This window comes from Dyella sp. C11, assembly GCF_003121485.1.
Lineage (GTDB): Bacteria > Pseudomonadota > Gammaproteobacteria > Xanthomonadales > Rhodanobacteraceae > Dyella.
The window spans coordinates 19,658-42,173 of the sequence record NZ_QAVX01000005.1; the positions used below are offsets into that span (position 1 = coordinate 19,658).

General features: G+C 63.7%; 15 protein-coding genes. 4 read left to right on the forward strand and 11 right to left on the reverse strand.

The features are described 5' to 3' along the window. Positions 1–5: 5 nt before the first annotated feature. The 6 genes from lptE to DK366_RS06720 form a co-directional block, all read right to left on the reverse strand. Positions 6–566 (reverse strand): LPS assembly lipoprotein LptE, encoded by a 561-nt coding sequence (gene lptE / locus DK366_RS06695; RefSeq protein WP_198651456.1) that lies wholly within the window; start codon positions 564–566, stop codon positions 6–8. Between the two features lie 5 nt (positions 567–571). Beyond that, a complete protein-coding gene (leuS, locus tag DK366_RS06700) occupies positions 572–3,334 on the reverse strand; it encodes a leucine--tRNA ligase (protein WP_232820942.1) in 2,763 nt (920 codons plus the stop codon). 467 nt (positions 3,335–3,801) lie between these two features. Beyond that, a complete protein-coding gene (locus DK366_RS06705) occupies positions 3,802–4,413 on the reverse strand; it encodes a PqiC family protein (RefSeq protein WP_109124777.1) in 612 nt (203 codons plus the stop codon). Then, a complete protein-coding gene (locus tag DK366_RS06710; RefSeq protein WP_109124778.1) occupies positions 4,410–6,092 on the reverse strand; it encodes an MlaD family protein in 1,683 nt (560 codons plus the stop codon). The genes DK366_RS06705 and DK366_RS06710 overlap by 4 nt, the downstream gene beginning before the upstream one ends. Further along, a complete protein-coding gene (locus DK366_RS06715) occupies positions 6,085–6,708 on the reverse strand; it encodes a paraquat-inducible protein A (RefSeq protein WP_109124779.1) in 624 nt (207 codons plus the stop codon). The genes DK366_RS06710 and DK366_RS06715 overlap by 8 nt, the downstream gene beginning before the upstream one ends. After that, positions 6,705–7,346 (reverse strand): paraquat-inducible protein A, encoded by a 642-nt coding sequence (locus DK366_RS06720; RefSeq protein WP_109124780.1) that lies wholly within the window; start codon positions 7,344–7,346, stop codon positions 6,705–6,707. Before DK366_RS06720 ends, DK366_RS06715 begins: the two co-directional genes overlap by 4 nt. Positions 7,347–7,498: 152 nt before the next feature. Between DK366_RS06720 and trxA the strand changes: the two genes are divergently transcribed. Then, positions 7,499–8,359: a thioredoxin gene (gene trxA, locus DK366_RS06725; protein ID WP_109124781.1), complete on the forward strand. Its 861-nt coding sequence runs from the start codon at positions 7,499–7,501 to the stop codon at positions 8,357–8,359. Between the two features lie 49 nt (positions 8,360–8,408). On the opposite strand, the gene DK366_RS06730 is transcribed toward trxA, so the two are convergent. From DK366_RS06730 to acnD, 3 genes are all read right to left on the reverse strand, one after another. Continuing rightward, the gene (locus tag DK366_RS06730; RefSeq protein ID WP_109124782.1) at positions 8,409–10,409 is read right to left on the reverse strand and encodes an alpha/beta fold hydrolase; all 2,001 of its coding nucleotides are present in this window, start codon (positions 10,407–10,409) and stop codon (positions 8,409–8,411) included. A gap of 159 nt (positions 10,410–10,568) precedes the next feature. After that, a complete protein-coding gene (prpF, locus tag DK366_RS06735) occupies positions 10,569–11,759 on the reverse strand; it encodes a 2-methylaconitate cis-trans isomerase PrpF (RefSeq protein WP_109124783.1) in 1,191 nt (396 codons plus the stop codon). 173 nt (positions 11,760–11,932) lie between these two features. Continuing rightward, positions 11,933–14,542 (reverse strand): Fe/S-dependent 2-methylisocitrate dehydratase AcnD, encoded by a 2,610-nt coding sequence (acnD, locus tag DK366_RS06740; RefSeq protein WP_198651457.1) that lies wholly within the window; start codon positions 14,540–14,542, stop codon positions 11,933–11,935. Positions 14,543–14,877: 335 nt separating this feature from the next. On the opposite strand from acnD, the gene DK366_RS06745 reads away from it, so the two are divergent. Both DK366_RS06745 and DK366_RS06750 read left to right on the forward strand, forming a co-directional pair. Further along, positions 14,878–15,366, forward strand: a complete 489-nt coding sequence (locus DK366_RS06745) for a DUF4442 domain-containing protein (RefSeq protein WP_109124784.1) — start codon at positions 14,878–14,880, stop codon at positions 15,364–15,366. A gap of 81 nt (positions 15,367–15,447) precedes the next feature. Then, on the forward strand, positions 15,448–16,122 hold the full coding sequence (locus tag DK366_RS06750; RefSeq protein WP_109124785.1) for a DUF502 domain-containing protein: 675 nt from the start codon (positions 15,448–15,450) through the stop codon (positions 16,120–16,122). Positions 16,123–16,276: 154 nt separating this feature from the next. On the opposite strand, the gene DK366_RS06755 is transcribed toward DK366_RS06750, so the two are convergent. Both DK366_RS06755 and DK366_RS06760 read right to left on the reverse strand, forming a co-directional pair. After that, positions 16,277–17,890, reverse strand: a complete 1,614-nt coding sequence (locus tag DK366_RS06755) for a multicopper oxidase (RefSeq protein ID WP_232820943.1) — start codon at positions 17,888–17,890, stop codon at positions 16,277–16,279. 71 nt (positions 17,891–17,961) lie between these two features. Further along, entirely contained in the window at positions 17,962–19,671 is a 1,710-nt protein-coding gene (locus DK366_RS06760) for an alkaline phosphatase family protein (RefSeq protein ID WP_109124787.1), read from the reverse strand. A gap of 470 nt (positions 19,672–20,141) precedes the next feature. On the opposite strand from DK366_RS06760, the gene DK366_RS06765 reads away from it, so the two are divergent. Further along, complete coding sequence (locus DK366_RS06765; RefSeq protein ID WP_109124788.1) at positions 20,142–22,268, forward strand: M13-type metalloendopeptidase; 2,127 nt, start codon at positions 20,142–20,144, stop codon at positions 22,266–22,268. Positions 22,269–22,516: the final 248 nt, after the last annotated feature.

A 22,516-nucleotide genomic window follows, 5' to 3' on the forward strand; every position in this document is an offset into this window, starting at 1 on the left:
TGCGATCAGTGCGTGCTGCTGGACGACGCCGGCTGCGCATCCTGCGCGGCGGCCGCAGCGGCCGTCTGGCCCGGATGGCGGCCAGCAGCCTGCAGTCGGAACAGGATGGCCTGCACCGTGTCGTCGTTGAGGCTTCCATGGATCGCATCCACCTGCGCCTGCGTACCAATGGTATTGGTCGCGTCGTAGCTGAATTCGCGTTCCAGGTGAATGCTCTGGTGCGGCATCAGCGGCTGGCCCGTGCCGTCCTTCACGTCGAACTGCACGTCGTAACGCACCGTGTACTCGGTGACGCGCGCCTGGCCATTGACCGTCAACGTGTCGGTACTGAAGTTCGCCACGGGAATATTGAGTTCGGCAATGCCGACACCGGCCTTGTCTTCGACCGTGACACCCGACGCCGCCAGCGCGCGCGACACGCCGCGCTGCAAGTCAACATTCGGCGAATTGACGTGCACCCTCTGCATCGTCGGCGGCAACGCCACGTTCTGGCGCAGGTGGAATCCACACGCGGCCAGCGAAAGGCTGGACATCAACAGCAGCGAAGCTTTGAACACTCGGCTCATGCAATTCATCCCGCGACGATGTTGACGATCTTGCCCGGCACCACGATCACCTTGCGCACGGTCTGGCCTTCCAGGAAGGCGGCGACGTTCGGTTGCGCAAGGGCCAGTGCTTCGGCCTCTTCCTTCGATGCGTTGGCGGCCACCTCGATGGTACCGCGCAACTTGCCGTTCACCTGCACGGCCAGCGTGAGCGAGTCGCGCACCAGCGCGGCGCTGTCCACGATCGGCCAGGGTTGATCTTCCAGCACGGATGCCGGGTGGCCCAGCACCTGCCACAACGCATGGCTCACGTGCGGCACCACCGGATTGAGCAGCAGCACCATCGCTTCCAGCGCTTCATGACGCACGGCGCGGCCCTGGTCGCTCTGGTCGTTGAACTTGTTGAGCGCGTTGAGCAGTTCCATCAACGAAGCGATGGCCGTGTTGAAGGAGTGACGGCGACCAAAGTCGTCGCTCACCTTCTGGATGGTTTCGTGTACCTGGCGGCGCAGCGTCTTCTGGCCGGCGTCGAGCGCGGCCGGATCGGTCACCGGATGGTCCGGGTTGGCCGCATGCGTGGTCACTTCGCGCCAGAAGCGGCGCAGGAAACGTGCCATGCCTTCCACACCGGCCTCGCTCCATTCCAGCGACTGTTCCGGCGGCGCGGCGAACATGGAGAACAGGCGCACCGTGTCGGCGCCGTACTTGTCCACCATGGCCTGTGGATCGATGCCGTTGTTCTTGGACTTGGACATCTTCTCGGTGCCACCGATCTTCACCGGCTCACCGTCGCTCTTGGAGCGCGCACCGATCACGCGCGCCTTGTCGTCGCGCTCGATTTCCACGTCCGCCGGATTGATCCAATCCTTCGAACCGTCGGCGTTGTCGCGATAGAACGTTTCGGCGATCACCATGCCCTGGCACAGCAGGTTGGTGGCCGGCTCGTCGGCCTTCACCAGGCCCGCGTCGCGCATCAGCTTGTGATAGAAGCGGAAGTACAGCAGATGCAGGATCGCGTGCTCGATGCCGCCGATGTACTGGTCCACCGGCAGCCAGTAGTTGGCGCGCTCGTCGACCTGATCGTTGGCGCCCGGGCTGGTGTAGCGCGCGTAGTACCAGCTCGACTCCATGAAGGTGTCGAACGTGTCGGTTTCGCGCTCGGCCGGGCCGCCGCACTGCGGGCAGGTGGTCTTGCGCCACTCGGGATCGGCCTTGATCGGCGACTGCACGCCGGAGAACGCGACGTCTTCCGGCAGCACGACCGGCAGCTGGTCTTCCGGCACCGGTACCGCGTCGCACTTGGCGCAGTAGATGACGGGAATCGGGCAGCCCCAGTAACGCTGGCGGCTCACGCCCCAATCGCGCAGGCGCCAGTTCACGCGACGCACGCCCTTGTTTTCCCGCTGGAAGCGCGCAGCCATGGCTTCGAATGCCTGGCTGTAATCCATGCCGTCGAATTCGCCCGAGTTCACCAGGTAGCCGCGATCGGTGAAGGCGCTGTCCTCCTGGATGCTCGCCTCGATCGACTCGATGAGCTGCACCGCCGCGGAAGTCTCGTACGCATCCATGCTGCCGCCGTCCAGCGCGGCGCGCATGGGATCGGCGCCAACACCCTTGGACAAATCGTGCTGGATCTCGGCCACGGCATCGAGCACGGCGCGATCGACCACCACCATCTTGATCGGCAGGCTGTATTTCCTGGCAAATTCCCAATCGCGCTGATCGTGGCCCGGCACGGCCATGACGGCGCCGGTGCCGTAACCCCACAGCACGAAGTTGGCGACGAACACCGGGATCTTCTCGCCGGTGAGCGGATGGATGGCTTCGATGCCGGTATCCATGCCGCGCTTTTCCTGCGTCTCCAGTTCGGCTTCGGAGACGCCACCGTGCTTGAGCTCTTCAAGGAACGTGGCGAGCTGTGCATTGTCCTGCGCCGCCTTGATCGCCAGCGGATGCTCGCCCGCAATGGAGATGAAGGTGACGCCCATCAGCGTGTCGGGACGCGTGGTGAAGACGGTGAGCGGTTCGCTCTCGCCTTCCACGTCGAAGTGGATTTCCAGGCCTTCCGAGCGGCCGATCCAGTTGCGCTGCATGGTCTTCACCGCATCCGGCCAGCCCGGCAGCGTGTCCAGGCCGTCGAGCAGTTCCTGCGCGTAGTCGGTGATCTTCAAGAACCACTGCGGGATCTCGCGCTTTTCCACCAGCGCGCCGGAACGCCAGCCGCGGCCATCGACCACCTGTTCGTTGGCGAGCACGGTCTGGTCCACCGGGTCCCAGTTCACCACCGCGTTCTTGCGGTAGGCCATGCCCTTCTTCATCAACCGCGTGAACATCAACTGTTCCCAGCGGTAGTAGTCCGGGCGACAGGTGGCGAATTCACGGGTCCAGTCGTACGCGAAGCCCATGCGCTGCAGCTGGGCGCGCATGTGCTCGATGTTCTGGTAGGTCCACTTGGCCGGCGCGGTCTTGTTCTTGATCGCGGCGTTTTCGGCGGGCAGACCGAACGCGTCCCAGCCCATCGGCTGCAAGACGTTCTTGCCCTGCATGCGCTGGTAACGGCTGATCACGTCGCCGATGGTGTAGTTGCGCACATGGCCCATGTGCAGTGCACCGGACGGATACGGGAGCATGGAAAGGCAGTAGAACTTGGGCCGCGAAGGATCTTCCTTCACCTCATAGGCGTGGTGCTCACGCCAATACGTCTGAGCGGCGGTTTCCAGCGCTTGCGGCTGGTAGCCCTGCTCGTTGCCCTGGTCCTGGTTACCTTGATCCATAGAGTCTGTATTCATATTCCAAGTGCCTCGCGCCGGAAGCTGTTTGCCCGCAGGGCAAGGAAGAGCGAAGGCGCGTATGTCGATACGTAACTGAGTGATGACGCGGGCGTGTGGGCAAACAGCCCCGGCCCGAAGGGTTGCGTTTGAGAAGCCGCCAGACGGCAGCGCGCGGTTTGGTCTGCCAGCCAGGCAGACGCTGCACCACGCACTCCCCCCTGGCGGCTTCTCAAACGCAACGCGAGGTACTTGGAATATGAATACAGACTCTCATCCTGCATGTGTCCGGCGCCGTAAGTTTGCGGGCTGCCACCGGGCTTTCCGATGGTCAGCTGGGAACGGGGCAGACTAGCAGAATTGGGGGGTGCTCCGCGCCAAAAAGCGGCTCCCGCCGGGCATTCCTGTAGGAGCGCACTTGGGCGCGACCGCCCCAACAAAGGGTGCGGCGGTCGCGCCCAAGTGCGCTCCTACAGCATCGGTAACGGTTAAATCTCGGGGCAGCGGGCGCCCTGACCAGCCGCCATGGCGCCGGCCACGACGCCAATCTGCCCGGCCAGCCGGTTGATGGCCTGCTGATGCCCTTGCACCAGGGCGTCGTACCCTTCGCCCACGGTTTCGCTGATGCGGCTGGTGCAAGCCAACGGCTCGCCACCCTTGAGGGGGCGCACGCTCCAGGCCGCATCGATGTAGGCATAGCTGCCTGGCACGGAATCGAAACGGCGAAGGTCGATCTTGATGCGCACGCCGTTGCCCTGCGAAGGCAGCCCCGTCACGTCCTGGGCACGGAAATCCCGCGCCAGGTCCGCCGACAACGCGCCACGCACTTCGTCAGCCAGCGGGGCAATCCAGCGCTGTCCCTGCATCACGGACACGCCCTGCCCGCCCTGCCTCACCACCATCGCGGGCTGATCGACCTGGGCAGGAACGGTGATGGGCAACAGTTCGACCTGGAACGGCTGGGCGGTGGGCGCGACCGTGGCGGCGCCACCTGCCGGCGGCACCAGCGTGTAGTAGTGGGTCGGCGGTGCCGAGCCGCAGGCTCCCAGCACCAGCGCCAACGTGGCGACGGCCAGATTCAGCGTTCCCCAGCGGCTCATGGCTTGCTCCCTTGTGACGGTGCGTCCTGCGGCGGAGGCAGCGGCGGTGCCTGCGACGGCTTGTCGTTGTCGGCACGACGACCACGCAACAGCGCATCCGGATGGTCGCCGAGGTAATCGGTCAGCACGCGCAGCGAACGTGCCGCGCGCTGCAGTTCCTGCAAGGTGCCACCCAGGTTCTGCTGCAGCTGCGAGTCAGGCGCGAAGGTGTTGTTGGCGTTGCCAAGCGTCTTCTGCGCGCCCTGCAAGGTCGTCTTCACTTCCGGCAGCACGCTGCCGTTGACCTGCTGCAAGGTCTTGTGGAGCTCGACCAGCGAATCGTTGAGGTTGTTGCCGATCTGGTCGAACGGCACCTTCTGGATCTTCGCCACGATGTCGGCGATCTGTTCCTGGATCTTGTCGAAGTCACCCGGCGCCGGCGGAATCTCCAGCGGCCTGGCGCGACCATCGAACTCCACCTTCGGCGCCTTGGGCAGGAAATCCATGGCGATGTAGAGCTGGCCCGTCAGCAGGTTGCCGGTGCGCGCCTGCGCGCGCAGGCCGCGATCGACCAGCTTGCCCAGCATCTGCGACATCTGCTCGTCGTCGCCCTGCGCCTTGGCCAGCGCCACCAGCTTGTCGTTGGCCTTGCCCAGTCGTGCCGGATACACCACGGCACCCACGAGCGTGGAGAAGGTTTGCGACTTCTCGTCGAAATCGAGGTTGATCGACACCACCCGGCCGAACGACACGCCAAGGAATTCCACCGGCGCGCCCACCGCCATGCCACGCACCGGCTGGTTGAAGCGCATGCGGATGTAGCGCGGCTCGCCATCGGGCGGCGCCATCGCGGTGGCCTGGTCGTTGAACAGGGTGAACGCGTCGTTCTCCTGCGCCTTGGTCGCATCGTGCGGGCCCGGCGGGTCCTGGAAGGCCACGCCGCCGGCAAGCACGGTGGCCAGCGACTGCGTGTTGACCTTCAGGCCGTCGGCACCGAGCGACACGTCGATGCCGCTGGCGTTCCAGAAGCGCGACGAGGTGGTGACGAACTGGTCGTTGGGTGCATCCAGGAAGATCTGCAGCGTGACGCCCTTGCCATCCTTGTTGAGGTGATAGGACGACACACGGCCCACCTGGATGCGGCGGTAGTACACGGGCGAGCCGATATCCAGCGAGCCCAGGTCATCGGAATGGAGATCGAAGGTCTTGCCGGGCGAACCGTGCGTCACGGTCGGCGGCGTTTCCAGGCCAACGAAGTCGTCCTTGGGTTCCTGCGACTGGCCGACATCCGCGCCAATGAAGGCACCGGAAAGCAGCGTGTCGATGCCCGAAACACCACCCAGGCCGATGCGCGGACGCACCACCCAGAAGCGCGTGTCGGCCGTGGCGAAGCCCCTGGCGCTCTTTTCCAGCGCGACGCGGGCGACCACGTGCGAACGGTCTTCGCTCAGGCGCACGGCAGTCACGCGTCCGATGATCACGCTCTTGTACTTCACCGGCGTCTTGCCCGGGTCCAGGCCTTCGGCGCTCTGGAAGCCGATGTTGATGGTCGGGCCGGCCTCGTACCACGCATGGATTACCAGCGACAGGCCGACCAACGCGGCGATGACGGGCACCAGCCACACCAGCGACGCATTGATGCGCGGCTTGCTCACCACCGGCTCGGGAAGGTCTTCCGTGAGCTTTTTGTCGTCAGTCATCGAAGTCCCTGCCATCCCAGATCAAACGTGGATCGAACGTCATCGAGGCGAGCATGGTAATCACCACCGTGAGCCCGAAGAACACCACACCAGGCAGGGGCGCCACCTGGCTGAAGAAACCGAACTGCACCAGCGCCGTAAGCAGCGCCACCACGAACACGTCCAGCATCGACCAATAACCGATGAACTCTACCAGCCGGTAAAGCTTGGACCGCTGCCGCTGCGCCCACTGGCTATGGCGTTGCGAACTGATCAGCAACAGGCCCAGCGCGATGAATTTCAGCATGGGCACGACGATGCTGGCCGTGAAGACGATGACGGCCAGGTCCGGCGATCCCTTCACCCACAACTCGATGATGCCGCTGAGTATCGTGTTGTCATCGACATCGCCCAGGCTCACCGTGCGCATGATGGGAAGGATGTTGGCGGGCAGGTAGAACATGAAGGCCGCGATCAGCAGCGCCCACGTGCGCGTGTAGCTGGCCGACTTGCGCTTGTGCAGCGGCGAACCGCAACGCGGACACGCGGCGTCCGGCGCGCCGATGTCACGGCACACCATGCGGCATACGTGGCAGCCGATGAGGCCCAGATCCTGCGCTCGCGGCAAGTCACTCATGCCATGCGCTCCTCGGTGAGGTCCCACAGGCGACGGATGTCGATGCTGGAGAACGCAGTAATGATCAGCATCAGCACGCCGTACGCGAAGATGCCCGGGTTCGGTTGTACTTCGAAGTACATGTGCGCCTTCACGATGGCCACCAGCGCGCCCAGCACGAACACCTCGCTCATCGTCCACGGCCCCACCCGGTAGAGCATCACCATGACCCAGCGAAACCCCGGTGCTCGCCGCCCGTTGCGGGCATAAGCCAGCACCCAGAACAGGGCCCCCATCTTGATGATGGGAAAGAAGAACAAGGTCAGGGCAGCAATGACGGCCACCACCTGCGCCTGCTCGCGCCACATCATCACCAGGCAACCCCACAGCGTGGTGCTGATCATCTGGCCGTTGAGCCCGAGCGTAACGATGGGCCAGATATTGGCCTGCACAAAGGCGATCATCGCCGTGATGGTCAACGCCAGCATGCCGCGCACCGTCAGGCTGTGGTGACGGGCGAGAATGGCATCGCAGCGCTGGCAGCGCGCCACTTCGCCACGAGCCAGCTTGCGACGCCGGTATACCGTGTCGCAGTGCTCGCAAATCCACAGCGTGGGAGGAGCGATGGCGGGTTTGATGCCTTGCGATGGCATGGTCATGGGGGGATTTTCGCAAATATCCGTGTCGACGCCGATAGGGCACGGTCAGGCAGGTTCGCTGAACCCTGGCAGAGCCGCTCCGGAAGAGCTTGCGACCTTGATATGCTGACCGACGCCCTGATGTGAAGGGCATTCGTCAACGGGAGCCCCCAGTGAGTGCAACGACCGCCGATACGCATGTTTTTGACGTGCGCGAGGACAATTTCGAAGCCGAAGTGCTGCAGGCCTCGCTGACCACGCCGATCCTGGTCGATTTCTGGGCCGAATGGTGTGGCCCCTGCAAGACGCTGGGCCCCATGCTGGAAAAGCTGGCCGCCGAGTTCAACGGCGCCTTCCGGCTGGCCAAGGTCGACGTGGACAAGTCCCAGCAACTGGCGGGCATGTTCGGCATACGCAGCATACCCACCGTGATGCTGGTGAAGGACGGCCAGATCGTCGACGGCTTCGCCGGTGCCCTGCCCGAAGGCCAGCTGCGCGAATTCCTTCAGCGTCACGTGCAGCCGCTGGACGGTGCCGCAAATGACGAAGAAGTCGCCCCGGAATCCCCGGAAGAAGCCATCAACCGTATCCAGCAGGCCATCGCCGCCGAGCCGGACCGCGCGGAACTCAAGCTCGATCTTGCGCTGGCACTGATGCGTGCCGGCAACGCGGACGCCGCCGAGGCGGAACTCACCTCCCTGCCCGCCAACCTGGCCACGGACGCGCGCGCCGTTCGCCTGCGCAACCAGCTGGATCTGGCCCGTGCCCTCAAGGGCGCACCGTCGCTGCCCGAGCTCCAGCAGCGCGTGCAGGCCGACGCCAACGACTGGGCCGCGCGCGACCTGCTGGGCGTGCGCCTGCTCCTTGAGGATGACGCCGCCGCCGGGCTGGACCAGTTCCTGGCCATTCTTGAAAAGGCCCGCGACTGGAACGACGGCCAGGCCAAGAAACGCCTGCTGGCCGCGTTTGCCACGCTGGACGACGCCGAACTGGTCGGCCGTTACCGTCGCCGCATGGCGTCGTTGTTGTTCTGATTTGCGTAAAAGCCGGCATCACCGCAAGGGTGATGCCGGACAGTGTTGATTACGGCGAGCCGGCTGCTACCGAGCCACCCGCGGCACCCGTGCCGATCTGGCGATCGAGGAACTGCGTGACGCGCAGGAACAATTCGGCATTGTTCTTCTCGTCGTAGAAACCGTGGCTTTCATCGGGCTTATAGAGCCACTCATAGCCGATTCCTCGCTTGTCGAGCGCAGCGCGCATGTTCTGTGCGTGCACCGGCGGAACGCGGACGTCCTGGCCGCCTGCGATCAGCATGACACTGGCTTTCAGTCGATCCACCTGGTTTACCGGGGAATGGGCCGCCAATGCCTGCTCATCGTTGCCCAGGGTGGATCGCCAGAAGTTCCTGGCCATGGTGCTGTCGGAGCCATCGCCCCGACTCAGCATCAATGGCAGGTCATAGACACCCACGTAGCCGATGGCGCAACGATAGAGGTCAGGCTCCTTCATCACGCCTTCCAGCGCCGCGTATCCGCCGTAGCTGGCGCCGAAGATGCACACGTGACCGGGCATGGTGATGCCCTGATTGATCGCCCATTGCGTCGCGTCGGTAACGTCATCCTGCATCTTGCCGCCCCATTCGTTGTAACCGGCATGCATGAAGCCGCCGCCATAGCCACCTGAGCCTCGATAGTTCACCTGGAGCACGGCATAACCATGAGTGGCAAGCGCCTGCACGGTGGAGTCGTACTCCCAGTAGTCGCGAATGCCAAAGGGGCCGCCATGGATGAACATCACCAGCGGAAGATGCTTCGCCTCCTCTTTGCCTGGCGGCATGCTGAGATAGCCATGAAGCGGCAGGCCGTCGCGCGCCTTGAATTCAACCGGCTGTGCAGCGGCCATCTTGTTGGGATCAATCCAGCTTGCGCGCTGCAACAGTGCCGTCGCCTTGCCGGTGGTGTTGTCCCACAGGTAGTACGTGCCCGGGTCCATGGACGAAAAAGCCAGCACGATCGATTTGCTGCCATCGCTCGAGCTCGACACGATGCGCACGCTTTCGCCCGGCAACGAGCGCGACAGCGAGCTGATCACCTTCATGGCGTCGGAACCCGGCACGAATGCCTCGGCGGTTGGCGCACCCGGGTCGGAATAGACACCCACGACATCCATGCCATCAAGGCTGGCCATAAGCCGGCTGATCTCGACGGTGGAACTGCTCCAGACGGGTTCGCCCATCTTCTGGGTAGCAACATCCCACTCGCACAGCGCGTCTACCTTGCCTGGTGCATCGCACGACATGAAAACCTTGCTGTCGTCTCGATTGAAAGCCAGAGGCAGCGGCACCGCCTGTGTGATCGAACCCTGGAACAGCAGCGTCCAAGGCTTGTCGTTGGCCTGCCGGTAATACACGACTGGACTGGCGTGGCTGTCCAGGCCTTCGGCAAAGCGCACTGCTCCCTGGTTGTCCCTTATGAAACTGGCATTGCGAAACGGCGCCTTGCCCAGCGGTTGCTTGGCGCCGTCATTGACGTCCAGCAGGTAGATATCGCTGAAAGCGCCCTCCGCACCGGTGTCCCAGGGCGACTCGGCGATAAGGATGTGCTTGGGATCGCTGCGCACCGTGGCGATGACTTCACCGTGAGCGCGCTCCCCTTCCTGATGCTGGATGTGCGTGGCCACATGGCTTTCGCCCGCACGATAGCCAAAGAGAATCTTCGGATTGGTGCCATCCGCATTCACGGCGAAGATCTCGCCGGTGGTGAACGGACGATCCCAGCCGGAAACCTTCGTGCCTTCGGTATAGACAACGCGGTTGTCGTTTACCCACCAGAAATTGACGACCTGATCGTTATCGCGAGGCGTCACCATGGCGCCTTTCTTGGTATCCAGGTCAATGAGCGCCAGCAGCGGCTTGTCCTTGACCATCGTGGTCGCCGCAATATGCCGGCCGTCCGGCGAGATCTTCACACTGGTGTACTGCATGTGACGCGCCAGGTCCTCGAACGAAACTTCCGAGGCCAGCAACGGGTACGACAACACGCTAAACGCGCAGAACGCTGCGCGCCGGATTCCCTTTCTCATTTTCTCCCCCTGTGGCGCGGCGCCCCTCGCGCCCTCGCTGCGGCGGAGTATAGGCACGGAATTACGGGAGAGGGAGGGCGGCGCGTGGCATTTTCGCGCTTTCTTTCGGGCAACCTCCGTTCAAGGGGCCCGAGCCACGCGCCGGCTAGCCGGCAGGCATCAGACCGCGTCGCCCGGCACGCGCACCCAGCCTTCCATCAATACGCGCGCGCTGCGGCTCATGATGGCCTTGGTCACGGCCCAGGTGCCGTCCACCAACGTAGCCTCGGCACCCACGCGCAGCGTGCCGGATGGATGGCCAAACCGCACCGCCTGACGCTCGCCACCGCCAGCCGCCAGGTTCACCAGCGTGCCGGGGATCGCCGCCGCGGTGCCGATGGCCACCGCCGCCGTACCCATCATGGCGTGATGCAGCTTGCCCATCGACATGGCGCGCACCAGCAGATCGATGTCACCCGCCTTCACCGGCTTGCCACTCGACGCCACGTAGTCGGCAGGCTTCGCGACGAAGGCCACCTTGGGCGTGTGCTGGCGCGTGGCGATCTCGTCGAGCGAGTTGATCAGCCCCATGCGCAACGCACCATGCGCGCGAATGGTTTCAAACATCGCCAGCGCCTTGGCATCGCTGTTGATGGCTTCCTGAAGTTCCGTGCCCGTGTAGCCGATCGCAGAGGCGTCCACGAAGATCGTGGGAATGCCCGCATTGATCATCGTGGCCTTGAGCGTGCCCACGCCTGGCACATCCAGGTCGTCGACGATGTTCCCCGTGGGGAACATGGCGCCGCCGGCGCCCTCTTCGTCCGCGGCCGGGTCCATGAATTCCAGCTGCACTTCGGCTGCGGGAAACGTGACGCCATCCAGTTCGAAATCGCCGGTTTCCTGCACGGCGCCCTTCGTCATCGGCACATGGGCAATGATGGTCTTGCCGATGTTCGCCTGCCAGATGCGCACCGTCGCCATGCCGTCGTGCGGCACGCGCGCCGCATCCACCAGGCCGCCTGCAATGGCGAACGGCCCGACCGCAGCCGAGAGATTGCCGCAGTTGCCGCTCCAGTCCACGAACGCCTTGTCGATGGCAACCTGGCCGAACAGGTAATCCACATCGTGATCCGGGCGCGTGCTCCTGGAGACGATCACCGTCTTGCTGGTGCTGGACGTGGCGCCGCCCATGCCATCGATCTGCTTGCCGTAAGGATCGGGACTGCCAATCACACGCTGCAGCAGCGCATCGCGCGCTGCGCCGGGCACCTGCGCCGCTTCGGGCAAATCCTGCAGTCGGAAGAACACACCTTTGCTGGTGCCGCCGCGGAGATAGGTGGCGGGGATGCGGATCTGGGGAGCGTGTGCCATGGGTGGTGTCCTAAACTCGGTATGCGATTACACAAAGCGTTGCAGCGCCCTCACCCTGCCCGTCATTCCCGCGAAAGCGGGAATCCAGCGACTTTGCCCTTTCGGCAAGATTCGAGGGTCACTGGATTCCTGCTTTCGCAGGAATGACGATCAAAAGAGAGGGCACGGCGTCATCAGGCCGCCTGGGAGGCTTCGAGGAAGTCCTGCGCGAAACGCTGCAGCACGCCACCCGCTTCGTAGATCGACACTTCTTCGGCCGTGTCGAGGCGGCAGGTCACCGGCACGTCCACGCGTTCGCCATTCTTGCGATGAATGACCAGCGTGAGATCCGCGCGCGGCGTGCGCTTGCCGATCACGTCGAAGGTTTCGGTGCCATCGATGCCAAGCGTCTTGCGGTTGGTTCCCGGCTTGAACTCCAGCGGCAACACACCCATGCCAATCAGGTTGGTGCGATGAATGCGCTCGAAGCCTTCGGCCGCAATCGCTTCCACGCCCGCCAGGCGCACGCCCTTCGCCGCCCAGTCACGCGACGAACCCTGGCCATAGTCAGCGCCGGCGATCACGATCAGCGGCTGCTTGCGATCCATGTAAGTCTCGATCGCTTCCCACATGCGCATCACTTCGCCTTCCGGCTCCACGCGTGCGAGCGAACCCTTCTTCACCTCGCCATTCACCACCGCCATTTCGTTGAGCAGGGTGGGATTGGCAAAGGTGGCCCGCTGCGCCGTGAGATGGTCGCCGCGGTGCGTTGCGTATGAATTGAAGTCCTCTTCCGGCAGGCCCATCTTGGCGAGGTATTCGCCGGCCGCGCTGTCGAGCAGGATCGCGTTCGACGGCGACAGGTGATCGGTGGTGATGTTGTCGCCGAGCACGGCCAGCGGACGCATGCCCTGGAGCGTGCGCTCACCTGCCAGCGCACCTTCCCAATACGGCGGGCGACGAATGTAGGTGCTCTGCGCGCGCCAGTCGTACAGCGGCGCGGCGCTGGTGCCGGTGCTGCCGGTGCGCGCGAACATCGGATCGTAGACCTTGCGGAACTGCTCCGGCTTCACGCTGGACGACACGATGGCGTCGATTTCCTCATCCGACGGCCAGATGTCCTTGAGCGTGACGGGCTGGCCGTGGGCATCGATGCCGAGCACGTCCTTCTCGATGTCGAAACGGATGGTGCCTGCGATGGCGTAGGCAACCACCAGCGGCGGCGACGCGAGGAACGCCTGCTTGGCGTACGGGTGGATGCGGCCATCAAAGTTGCGGTTGCCGGAAAGCACCGCCGTCGCATACAGGTCGCGGTCGATGATTTCCTGCTGGATCTTGGGATCGAGCGCGCCCGACATGCCATTGCACGTGGTGCAGGCGAACGCGACGATGCCGAAGCCGAGCTTTTCCAGATCCGGCAGCAGGTTTGCTTCTTCGAGGTACAGCTGCACCGCCTTGGAGCCCGGCGCCAGCGAGCTCTTCACCCACGGCTTGCGCGTCAGGCCGCGCGCATTCGCGTTGCGCGCGAGCAGTGCTGCAGCGATCACGTTGCGCGGGTTGCTGGTGTTGGTGCAGCTGGTGATGGCGGCGATGATCACCGCGCCATCGGGCATCTGGCCCTTGGCCTCCTGCGCCTGCGCGGCGTCGAGGTTCACGGCGATGCCGCGCTCCGCCAAGTCGGACGTCGGCAAGCGCTTGTGCGGATTCGACGGGCCGGCCATGTTGCGCACTACCGACGACAGGTCAAACGTCAGCGTGCGCTCGTACTGCGCGTGATCCAGCGTGTCGGCCCACAAGCCCGCGGTCTTTGCATAGGTTTCGACCAGCTTCACCTGCTCGTCGCTGCGGCCGGTAAGGCGCAGGTAATCGGTGGTCTGGCTGTCGATGAAGAACATCGCCGCGGTTGCGCCATATTCGGGCGCCATGTTGGAAATGGTCGCGCGATCGCCCAGCGTGAGGCTGGACGCGCCTTCGCCACGGAACTCCAGATAGGCGCCAACCACCTTTTCCTTGCGCAGGAATTCGGTGAGTGCGAGCACGATGTCCGTCGCCGTGATGCCCGGCTGGCGCTTGCCGGTGAGTTCCACGCCGATGATGTCCGGCAGGCGCATCCACGAGGCGCGGCCGAGCATCACGTTCTCCGCTTCCAGGCCGCCCACGCCGATGGCGATGACGCCCAGCGCGTCCACGTGCGGCGTGTGGCTGTCGGTGCCCACGCAGGTGTCGGGATACGCCACACCCTCCTGCACCTGAATTACCGGCGACATTTTCTCCAGGTTGATCTGGTGCATGATGCCGTTGCCCGGCGGAATCACGTCGACGTTCTCGAACGCCTTCTTCGTCCAGTTGATGAAGTGGAAGCGGTCTTCGTTGCGGCGATCTTCAATGGCGCGATTCTTCGTGAACGCATTCGGATCGAAACCGCCGCATTCCACCGCCAGCGAGTGGTCGACGATCAACTGCACCGGCACTACCGGATTCACCTTGGCCGGGTCGCCACCGCGCTCGGCAATGGCATCACGCAGGCCAGCCAGATCCACCAGCGCGGTCTGGCCAAGAATGTCATGGCACACCACGCGCGCCGGGAACCACGGGAAATCGCGATCGCGCTTGCGTTCGATGAGCTGCTTGAGCGAGTCGGTGAGGATGGCCGGATCGCAGCGGCGCACCAGGTTCTCGGCAAGCACGCGCGAGGTGTACGGCAGCGCGTCGTAGGCGCCCGGCTGGATCGCTTCCACGGCGGCGCGCGCGTCGAAATAGTCCAGCGACGTGCCGGGGAGGGATTGGCGGTAGGCGTTATTCATGATGTGGGCAACCCTTGCTGTGACCTTCGACGGGCAGCAGGCGGACATCGGCGCATGTACGCCGTTGCGCGACCAAGCCCGCGCCTTCAGCCCGCTATTGTAACGCACCACCCCAAACCGACCCACGCGGCAGCGCCGCACGCGATGCGGATGGAGGCGCCGGGATCAACGCATGCCAGGGGGCTGCCGCGTGTTCGACGTTCGCGGCGAGCGACCCGCGAGACTGTATGAAACAGTGATAAACGCGGTGCGAAGAAGCGGCATTTTTAGCCATCGGCGGCAAACATACGCAACCGTATGGTATGCTATGCGTTCTTTCGCCGATCCCCTGCCCTATGCGCGCATCCACTTTCCGCCGCCTCATGAACCTGTGGCCGCCGTTTCTGTTCAACAGCATCCGCGTGCAGCACGTGTCGGAAGACTGGTCCGAGTTGAGCGTGGCACTGCGTCTGCGCCCATGGAACCGCAACTACGTGCGCACCCAGTTCGGCGGCAACCTGTTTGCCATGACCGATCCGTTCTGGATGCTGCTGACCATGCACCAGCTGGGCAACGACTACTTCATCTGGGACAAGGCCGGCGCGATCGACTTCGTGGCGCCGGGGCGTGAAGACGTCTACGCGCACTTCAAGCTGGAACCGTCCGTCGTGCAGGAATTGCGGGATGCCGCTGCCGGCGGCGAAAAAGTGCTGCGCTGGTTCGACGTGGATGTCGTGACCCGAAGCGGCGAAGTGGTCGCCCGCGTGCGCAAGCAGCTGTACGTGCGACTCAAGCCGAAGGCGCGCACGGAATCGGTCGAGGAACGCCAAACCAGCGCAGCCTGATCTTTCACGTCGAAAGCCGGGCAGCCCGACGAAGGACGCTTCTGGCCATACAATGCCGAGTCCCCCACCCGGCATGTCCCCATGAAGCACCTGCGCATCAAGCGTTATCTGTTTACCGGCCTGCTCACGTTCATTCCGCTGTGGGTGACGTGGGTGGTGTTCAAGTTCGTGCTGAGCATGCTCGCGGGCATCGGTGCGCCACTCGCCTCCGCACTGCTCACCACGCTGTCCTCCACCACGCCGCTGGCCGGTGTTGCACTCAACAACGCGTGGATCACCTTCGTGATCGCGCTGATGTTGACGCTGGGCGTGCTGTACGTGCTCGGCTGGCTGGCCAATCGCGTGATCGGCCAGCGCTTGATCGACGGCTTCGATGCCCTGCTCGCCCGCATCCCGCTGGTGCAGACCATTTATGGCGGCACCAAGAAGCTGATGGCCGTGCTGCAGCAGAAGCCGTCCGGCGTGCAGCGCGTGGTGGTGATCGATTTTCCGCGCAAGGGCATGAAGGTGGTGGGTTTCGTCACGCGCGTGATGACGGAAGAAGGCACGGGGCGCGAAATGGCAGCGGTCTATATTCCCACCACGCCCAACCCGACCGGCGGCTACCTGGAAGTGGTGGCGGTGGACGAACTCACGCCCACCGACTGGACCATGGACCAGGCCATGGCTTTCATCATTTCCGGTGGCGCGGTGGCGCCCGATACCTTGCCGGCTCCGCCTGCCTCGCTGCGTGATGCCGCTCGGGATTCCGAATGAAATCAGGCAGCCTCGTCGTTTTATGAAGCGGTGTGCGGCGACGTTAGAGCGACTGTAGTTCCGAGCATTTCGCGTTGCCCGTCGCGCACAAGTGCGCTCCTACAGTGAATGTAACGCGTTGTAGGAGCGCACTTGGGCGCGACCGCTCTTCGCCTCAAGCCACCACTTCAAACGGCCGCATCATCTCGTTGGATGCATGCTCCAACAGGTGGCAATGCCACACATACCGGCCCGTGTAGCCTTCAAACGTGATGATGTAGCGCGTGATCATCCCGGGGTAGACCTGCGCCGTGTCTTTCCAGCCAGCCTCATGCGCCGGCGGCGGTTGCGCAGGGCCGGTGTATCGAATCGTCTTCGATTCCAGGTATTGATCCACATCGAACGGACGCCGATCCAGGATCTGGAATCGCACCAGGTGAAGATGGATGGGATGCGTGTCCTCGGTGAGGTTCACGAAGCTCCAGATCTCGGTGCTGCCCAGCCTGGGCTTCTCGCTCACCGGCTCATGCCAATGCTTTCCATCAAGCAGCATCAACATGGGCGTGGAAACGCAGTCGGCATACTCATCAATGGTGAGCACGCGCGTGTTGCTGGCGGCAGATTCGGCCACGCGCGGCACATCACGCAGTTTTTCGGGAACGTGACTGGTGTCGGACGCCTGCCCGGCAGACACCTTGAACTGCATCAGCGACAACGCATCGCTCATCAGCTCAATGGCGCCACCACCCAGCCCTGCAAAGTCCACGATGAGATCCGCGCGCTCGCCCGGCGCCAGGAACAGACTCGTCTGTTGCACCGGTGCTGCGAGCAGTCCCTGATCACTGCCGATCTGCGTAAAGGGGCGCTGGCCTCGCAGGCTCAAATGAAAGAAACGACCGTTCGCCGCGTTCAACACGCGAAAGCGATAGCGCCTCGGCTGCACATTCAGATACGGCATCAGCGCGCCATTCACCAACATCACGTTGCCGAACACCTCCGGCACCCACGGCGCGTCGCTCACCCCGGATACCGGGTAGTAGAGCTGCCCGCTTTCGGTGAGCAGGCGATCGGTCAGGATCAACGGCACCTCGAACTCGCCGCTCGGCAGGCCAAGCGACAGTTCGTGTTCGTCGCGCAGCAGATACATGCCAAACAGGCCGGCGTAGAGATTCAGCCGTTCGATGCCCATGGTGTGGTCGTGGTACCACAGCGTCGCTGCGTCCTGCTTGTTGGGGTAGGTCTGCCGCTTTGACTGTCCGGGCACGAACCAGTCGGTGGGGTAGCCATCGTCTGTTGCCGGCACGCGCGCGCCATGCACATGCACCACGCCGCGCACTTCGGGCTTGTCGGCTTCGGCGCCGCAGATGTGATGATCAATCGGCAGGAAATGTTTTTGCGGCAGGCTGTTGACCCATTCCACGTGAGCCGCCTCGCCGCTGCGCGCCTCAATGGTGGGACCGGGCATGGTCTTGCCGTATGTCCATACACGCGATGGCGCGAGATCGCGATGCAGTCGCTGCTCGCTTTCCTGCATGGCGATGCGCAACGTGGCTCCTGCTTTCGCATGCAGCACGTCCGGTAGCGGCAGCGGATCGACGAACGGTGCCAGCCGCGAAGGATCAAGCAAGCGCGGCACCGTGAGCTGGTCCGCAATGGCGTGCGTGCAAAGGCTTTTGCCCTTGGCCATGGGTTGCATGGCCATGTGCATGGGTCCGGCGAAGGCGCGCAACGCACCTGTACCCGCCAGCCAGCCCATGCCCTGAAGAAATCGACGACGTGAGGGATGCAAGGTTCACCGCCTCCGTGGAAAAAAGGAAACGCCCCGGACCCAGGTCCGGGGCGTGCGAACATGCTGACCGATCAACCGTGATGCGGTTGCGGACGGCTCGACCAGGGCCACGGCCACGGCGAGGGCTGCTTCACCGGCTGGCCGGTGGACTCGTCGAGGATCAGGTGACGCTGCTCGGGGAACGGCTGGTAGAAATCGAACATCGAGTTCAGCGAACCGGACACCGCATCGAACGAACCGCCACCGATGCGCTCGCCACGCAGCCAGTTGTCCTCGATGAAGCGCGTGATCGACGACTGGTCCGTCTGCGTGTGATCGACATGGTTGCTGCGCGACCACGGCGAAATCACCAGCAGCGGCAGACGCGGGCCAAAGCCGCAACGGCCCTGTACCGGCTGACCCTTGCTGTTGGTGCCCGCGAGCGTGCCGTGTGCCTTGCACACGCCGGCGCCATCGAGCGCATCGGCCGTGGTGCTGGAAGCGTTCACGCGCGGCGCCGCCTGGTGGTCGTACCAGCCATCGGAGTCGTCATACGCAATGACCACGGCTGTTTCTTTCCAGTCCGGCTGCTGCTGCAGGAAGTTGATCACGTGCACGATGAACTGCTGCTCGTCCAGCGGATCGGAATAACCAGCGTGACCATCCTGGTAGCCCGGCGCCTTGAGGAAGCTCACGGCCGGGAAATTGCCCGCCTTCACCGCGGTGTAGAAGTCGTTCGTGTCGTACTGGTGGTTCGCCGCATCGCCCTGGTGGCCGATCATCGCCACCGAGGTCGGACGCGCATGCGTCGGGTTGGCGGTGGAGGTGTAGTACTGGAACGGCTGGTGATGCGGGATGTAATCAGCCTTAACCGTGTTGGTGACGGTGGATAGCGTGGTGCGTGCGCAACCCGTGGTGTTGTTGCTGTTCACCTGCGTCAGGTCGAAGCCGCCTTCGAAGAAGCCCCACGTCACGCCGGCCGCGTTGAGCAGATCGCCCACGTTCTTGCCGCCGAACTGCACCTGGTTGCCGCTGGGCGAGGAGCACACGTCGCCGATCGGATCGGCATCGCTGATCAAGGTCAGGCCACCCTGGCCGTCGGCGATTTCATTCGCGGTGCCGTTGAGCGTGGCCGTCACGCCGTTGGTCTGGCCCGACACCAGGTTGATCGCGCCCGGCGTGGACGGACCAAACGTGGTGCCGTAGCTGTTGTCGTTCAACGCGAACCACTGCGCGTAGTTCCACATGGCGGTGACGGTGTTGCCGTCGTAGTAACCCATCACCTGGCCGGTGCCGTTTTCATCCGCCGGTGCACCCGGCAGCGTTTCGCCAGTACCCGTGTACTTGGGGAACAGGTCCATCGCGCCGCCGTCGAACGCCTGCTGTTCCGGACCGTAGTCGTGATCCTGGTCAGCCGTCGCGGCCTGCGCGCGCGACAGGCGGAACGGATTGATCGCACCCGTACCGTTGCCGCTGTTGGCCGCATTCGGATTCTTGGTGAGCAGTTTCTTGTCGTAGCCATTCACGCTGGGGGTGAACGGGCGCGGATAGAACACCGGCTCGCCCTTGCCGTTCGCAGCAAAGGGATACGTGCCGAAGTAGTGATCGAAGGAGACGTTCTCCTGGAAGATCACCACCAGATGCTTGATCGGTGTAGCCGTATGGACGTCCGGCCCATTTCCACCGCCATGGTTCTGGCTGAGGTCGGAAACGGCTTCGGCGTGCACGGGAAGTTGGGCGAGGGAAACAGCGGAAAGGCTTAAAACGCACGCGGCAATGCAGACTGCGAGGTTGTTTCGCATGGAGGGCTCCCTTCGGTCGCGATGGAGCGCTTCCCCTCAAGCGCTGATTCGCCGAACGATAGGCGCGCAAGGTGACAGGCGAATAACAGCAGGCGGCGCATTTTCCTGCGATTTGTGGCGTGCGACAGTGGTCGCACGTGTGTTGTGGCTTGATTGGCACATGGCGGTGGTCGGCATGCGTTGTGAGGCGTTATTGGGTTCGTGTTTGAAGAAGCGAGGCAGGCAATCGCATCAATATGGCCTTGCCGCGAGCACCCGCCCCTCACCCCAGCCCTCTCCCCGGAGGGGAGAGGGAGTCGGGCTGGAAGGCCCGGCCAGCCTCACTTCCGATACCGCCCCATCCCTTTGGCCCCTGACCTTTGACACTATTGTCCCCATGACTTGCGGCCTAGCCTGACCTGTCGTCCTTGCGCTCACGGGGTGCCTCCCCTTATGGCGCGCAGCCATCCACGAACCACAGAGGGAAATCCATGACCAAACCGTATATGAAGCCCATCGCGCTCGCCGTGAGCATGGCCCTGTCGCTCAGCGCCTGCGGCAAGCACGAAGACGCCGCGCAGGCCCCGGCCGCCAGCAGCACCGCGCCCGCCCCTGCCAGCACCGCCGCCATGACGGCCGCAGCGCCCAAGAGCGTGTTCGATATTGCCGACCTGGACAGCAACACCCAGGCCTGTCAGGACTTCAACGGTTTCGTCAACAGCAAGTGGGTTGCCGCCAACCCGATCCCGAACGACCGCAGCCGTTGGGGCGCGTTCGACAAGCTGGCCGAGGACAGCCTCAACACCCAGCATTCGATCGTCGACGACGCCGCCAAGGGCGCCGCCAATGCACAGGCTGGCTCCATCGAGCAGAAGATCGGCTACCTGTACGCCTCGGGCATGGACGACGACGCCATCGAAAAGGCCGGCTTCGACCCGATCAAGCCCAAGCTCGATGCCATTGCCGCCTTCAAGTCCAACAAGGACGTGGCCAACTACATCACCCAGAACTTCACCACGGGTGACCAGCAGGTGTTCCAGTTCGGCTCCGGCGCGGACTTCAAGGACGCCAAGATGCAGATCGGCTTCACCCAGCAGGCTGGCCTGGGTCTGCCGACCAAGGACTACTACACGGATGCCAAGTACAAGGACATCCGCGATGCCTACGTCGCGCACATGGTCAAGGTGCTTGAGCTGACCGGCGTGTCCGAAGCCGATGCCAAGAAGCAGGCCGACCAGGTGCTCGCGTTCGAAACGCAGCTGGCTGCCGGTTCGCTGGCGCCGGTGGAACTGCGTACCCCGGAAAACCAGTACCACTTCGTGACCGTGAAGGAAGCGGACAAGATCACCCCGCACTTCAACTGGGAAGATTTCTTCAAGGCCCAGGGCGTGACCATCGACAAGGGCTTCTCGCTGTCGCAGCCGAAGTTCTTTGCTGAATTCGACAAGCTGCTGGCCTCGGCGCCGGTGGACCAGTGGCAGGCTTACCTGCGCGTCCACACCATCGACGACGCCTCGCCGCTGCTGAGCAAGGCCTTCCAGGACGCCCGCTTTGACTTCTACAACCACACGCTGTCCGGTCAGCCGGAACAGAAGCCGCGCTGGAAGCGCGTGCTCGGTGGCGTGAACGAGTCGATGGGTGAAGCCCTCGGCCAGCTGTACGTGGCCAAGGTGTTCACGCCGGAAGCCAAGCCGCGCGCGCAGGAGCTGGTGGACAACGTGCGCAACGCGTTGAAGGCACGCATCCAGAACCTCGACTGGATGAGCGACGCCACCAAGGAAAAGGCCATCGCCAAGTGGGACACGTTCCTGCCGAAGATCGGCTACCCGGACAAGTGGCGTGACTGGTCGGGCCTGGACATCAAGCAGGGCGACTACTACGGCAACGTCATGGCCGCCGCCAAGTTCAACTACCAGTACGACCTGAGCAAGATCGGCAAGCCGACCGACCGCAAGGAGTGGGGCATGACCCCGCAGACGGTCAACGCGTATTACAACCCGACCGACAACACCATCAACTTCCCGGCCGCGATCCTGCAGCCGCCGTTCTTCTATGCCAACGGCGACGACGCGATCAACTACGGCGGTATCGGTGCGGTGATCGGTCACGAAGCCAGCCATGGCTTCGACGACGAAGGCAGCCAGTTCGACGGCGAAGGCAACAACGTCAACTGGTGGACCAAGGACGACAAGGCCAAGTTCGAGGCTCGCACCGCCAAGCTGGTGGCGCAGTTCAACGACTACACCCCGATCAAGGACAAGCCGGATGCGCACGTCAACGGCCAGCTGACCCTCGGCGAGAACATCGCCGACCTGGGCGGCCTGAACGTGGCGTACGACGCCCTGCAGGAAGCTTTGAAGAAGAACCCGCAGGAAGCCAACGAGAAGATCGACGGCTATACCGAAGACCAGCGCTTCTTCCTGAACTGGGCTCGCGTGTGGCGCGGCAGCGTGCGTGAGAAGGAAGCCCTGCTTCGCCTCAACACCGACCCGCACGCACCGGCCTCGCTGCGCGCGATCGGCGCCCCGTCGAACATGGAAGCCTTCGCCACGGCGTTCCAGTGCAAGCCTGGCGACACGATGGTGCGTCCGGCCGACAAGCAGGTGAAGATCTGGTAAGGCTTCACGGCTGACGTTTCGACGTCTGCAACATCGAAGGGCGCTGCAGCGATGCAGCGCCCTTTTTGTTTGGATGTCCGTTTCTAGGGTGAGACCATCCTGTGGGAGCGCACCCTGTGCGCGACAACCTGACGGAGCGGTGCCCTCGGGGTTGCGGTCGCGCACAAGTGCGCTCCTACACAACCCAAGCCGATTGTAGGAGCGCACTTGCTGTCTCGAAAACACATCTCCGAGCCCCCGAGGCTGCG

Bases quoted from the DNA above. Each gene is read 5' to 3' on its own strand.
- lptE (WP_198651456.1), bottom strand. From the start codon at position 566: ATGAGCCGAGTGTTCAAAGCTTCGCTGCTGTTGATGTCCAGCCTTTCG.
- leuS (WP_232820942.1), bottom strand. From the start codon at position 3,334: ATGAATACAGACTCTATGGATCAAGGTAACCAGGACCAGGGCAACGAG.
- DK366_RS06705 (WP_109124777.1), bottom strand. From the start codon at position 4,413: ATGAGCCGCTGGGGAACGCTGAATCTGGCCGTCGCCACGTTGGCGCTG.
- DK366_RS06710 (WP_109124778.1), bottom strand. From the start codon at position 6,092: ATGACTGACGACAAAAAGCTCACGGAAGACCTTCCCGAGCCGGTGGTG.
- DK366_RS06715 (WP_109124779.1), bottom strand. From the start codon at position 6,708: ATGAGTGACTTGCCGCGAGCGCAGGATCTGGGCCTCATCGGCTGCCAC.
- DK366_RS06720 (WP_109124780.1), bottom strand. From the start codon at position 7,346: ATGACCATGCCATCGCAAGGCATCAAACCCGCCATCGCTCCTCCCACG.
- DK366_RS06730 (WP_109124782.1), bottom strand. From the start codon at position 10,409: ATGAGAAAGGGAATCCGGCGCGCAGCGTTCTGCGCGTTTAGCGTGTTG.
- prpF (WP_109124783.1), bottom strand. From the start codon at position 11,759: ATGGCACACGCTCCCCAGATCCGCATCCCCGCCACCTATCTCCGCGGC.
- acnD (WP_198651457.1), bottom strand. From the start codon at position 14,542: ATGAATAACGCCTACCGCCAATCCCTCCCCGGCACGTCGCTGGACTAT.
- DK366_RS06745 (WP_109124784.1), top strand. From the start codon at position 14,878: ATGCGCGCATCCACTTTCCGCCGCCTCATGAACCTGTGGCCGCCGTTT.
- DK366_RS06750 (WP_109124785.1), top strand. From the start codon at position 15,448: ATGAAGCACCTGCGCATCAAGCGTTATCTGTTTACCGGCCTGCTCACG.
- DK366_RS06760 (WP_109124787.1), bottom strand. From the start codon at position 19,671: ATGCGAAACAACCTCGCAGTCTGCATTGCCGCGTGCGTTTTAAGCCTT.
- DK366_RS06765 (WP_109124788.1), top strand. From the start codon at position 20,142: ATGACCAAACCGTATATGAAGCCCATCGCGCTCGCCGTGAGCATGGCC.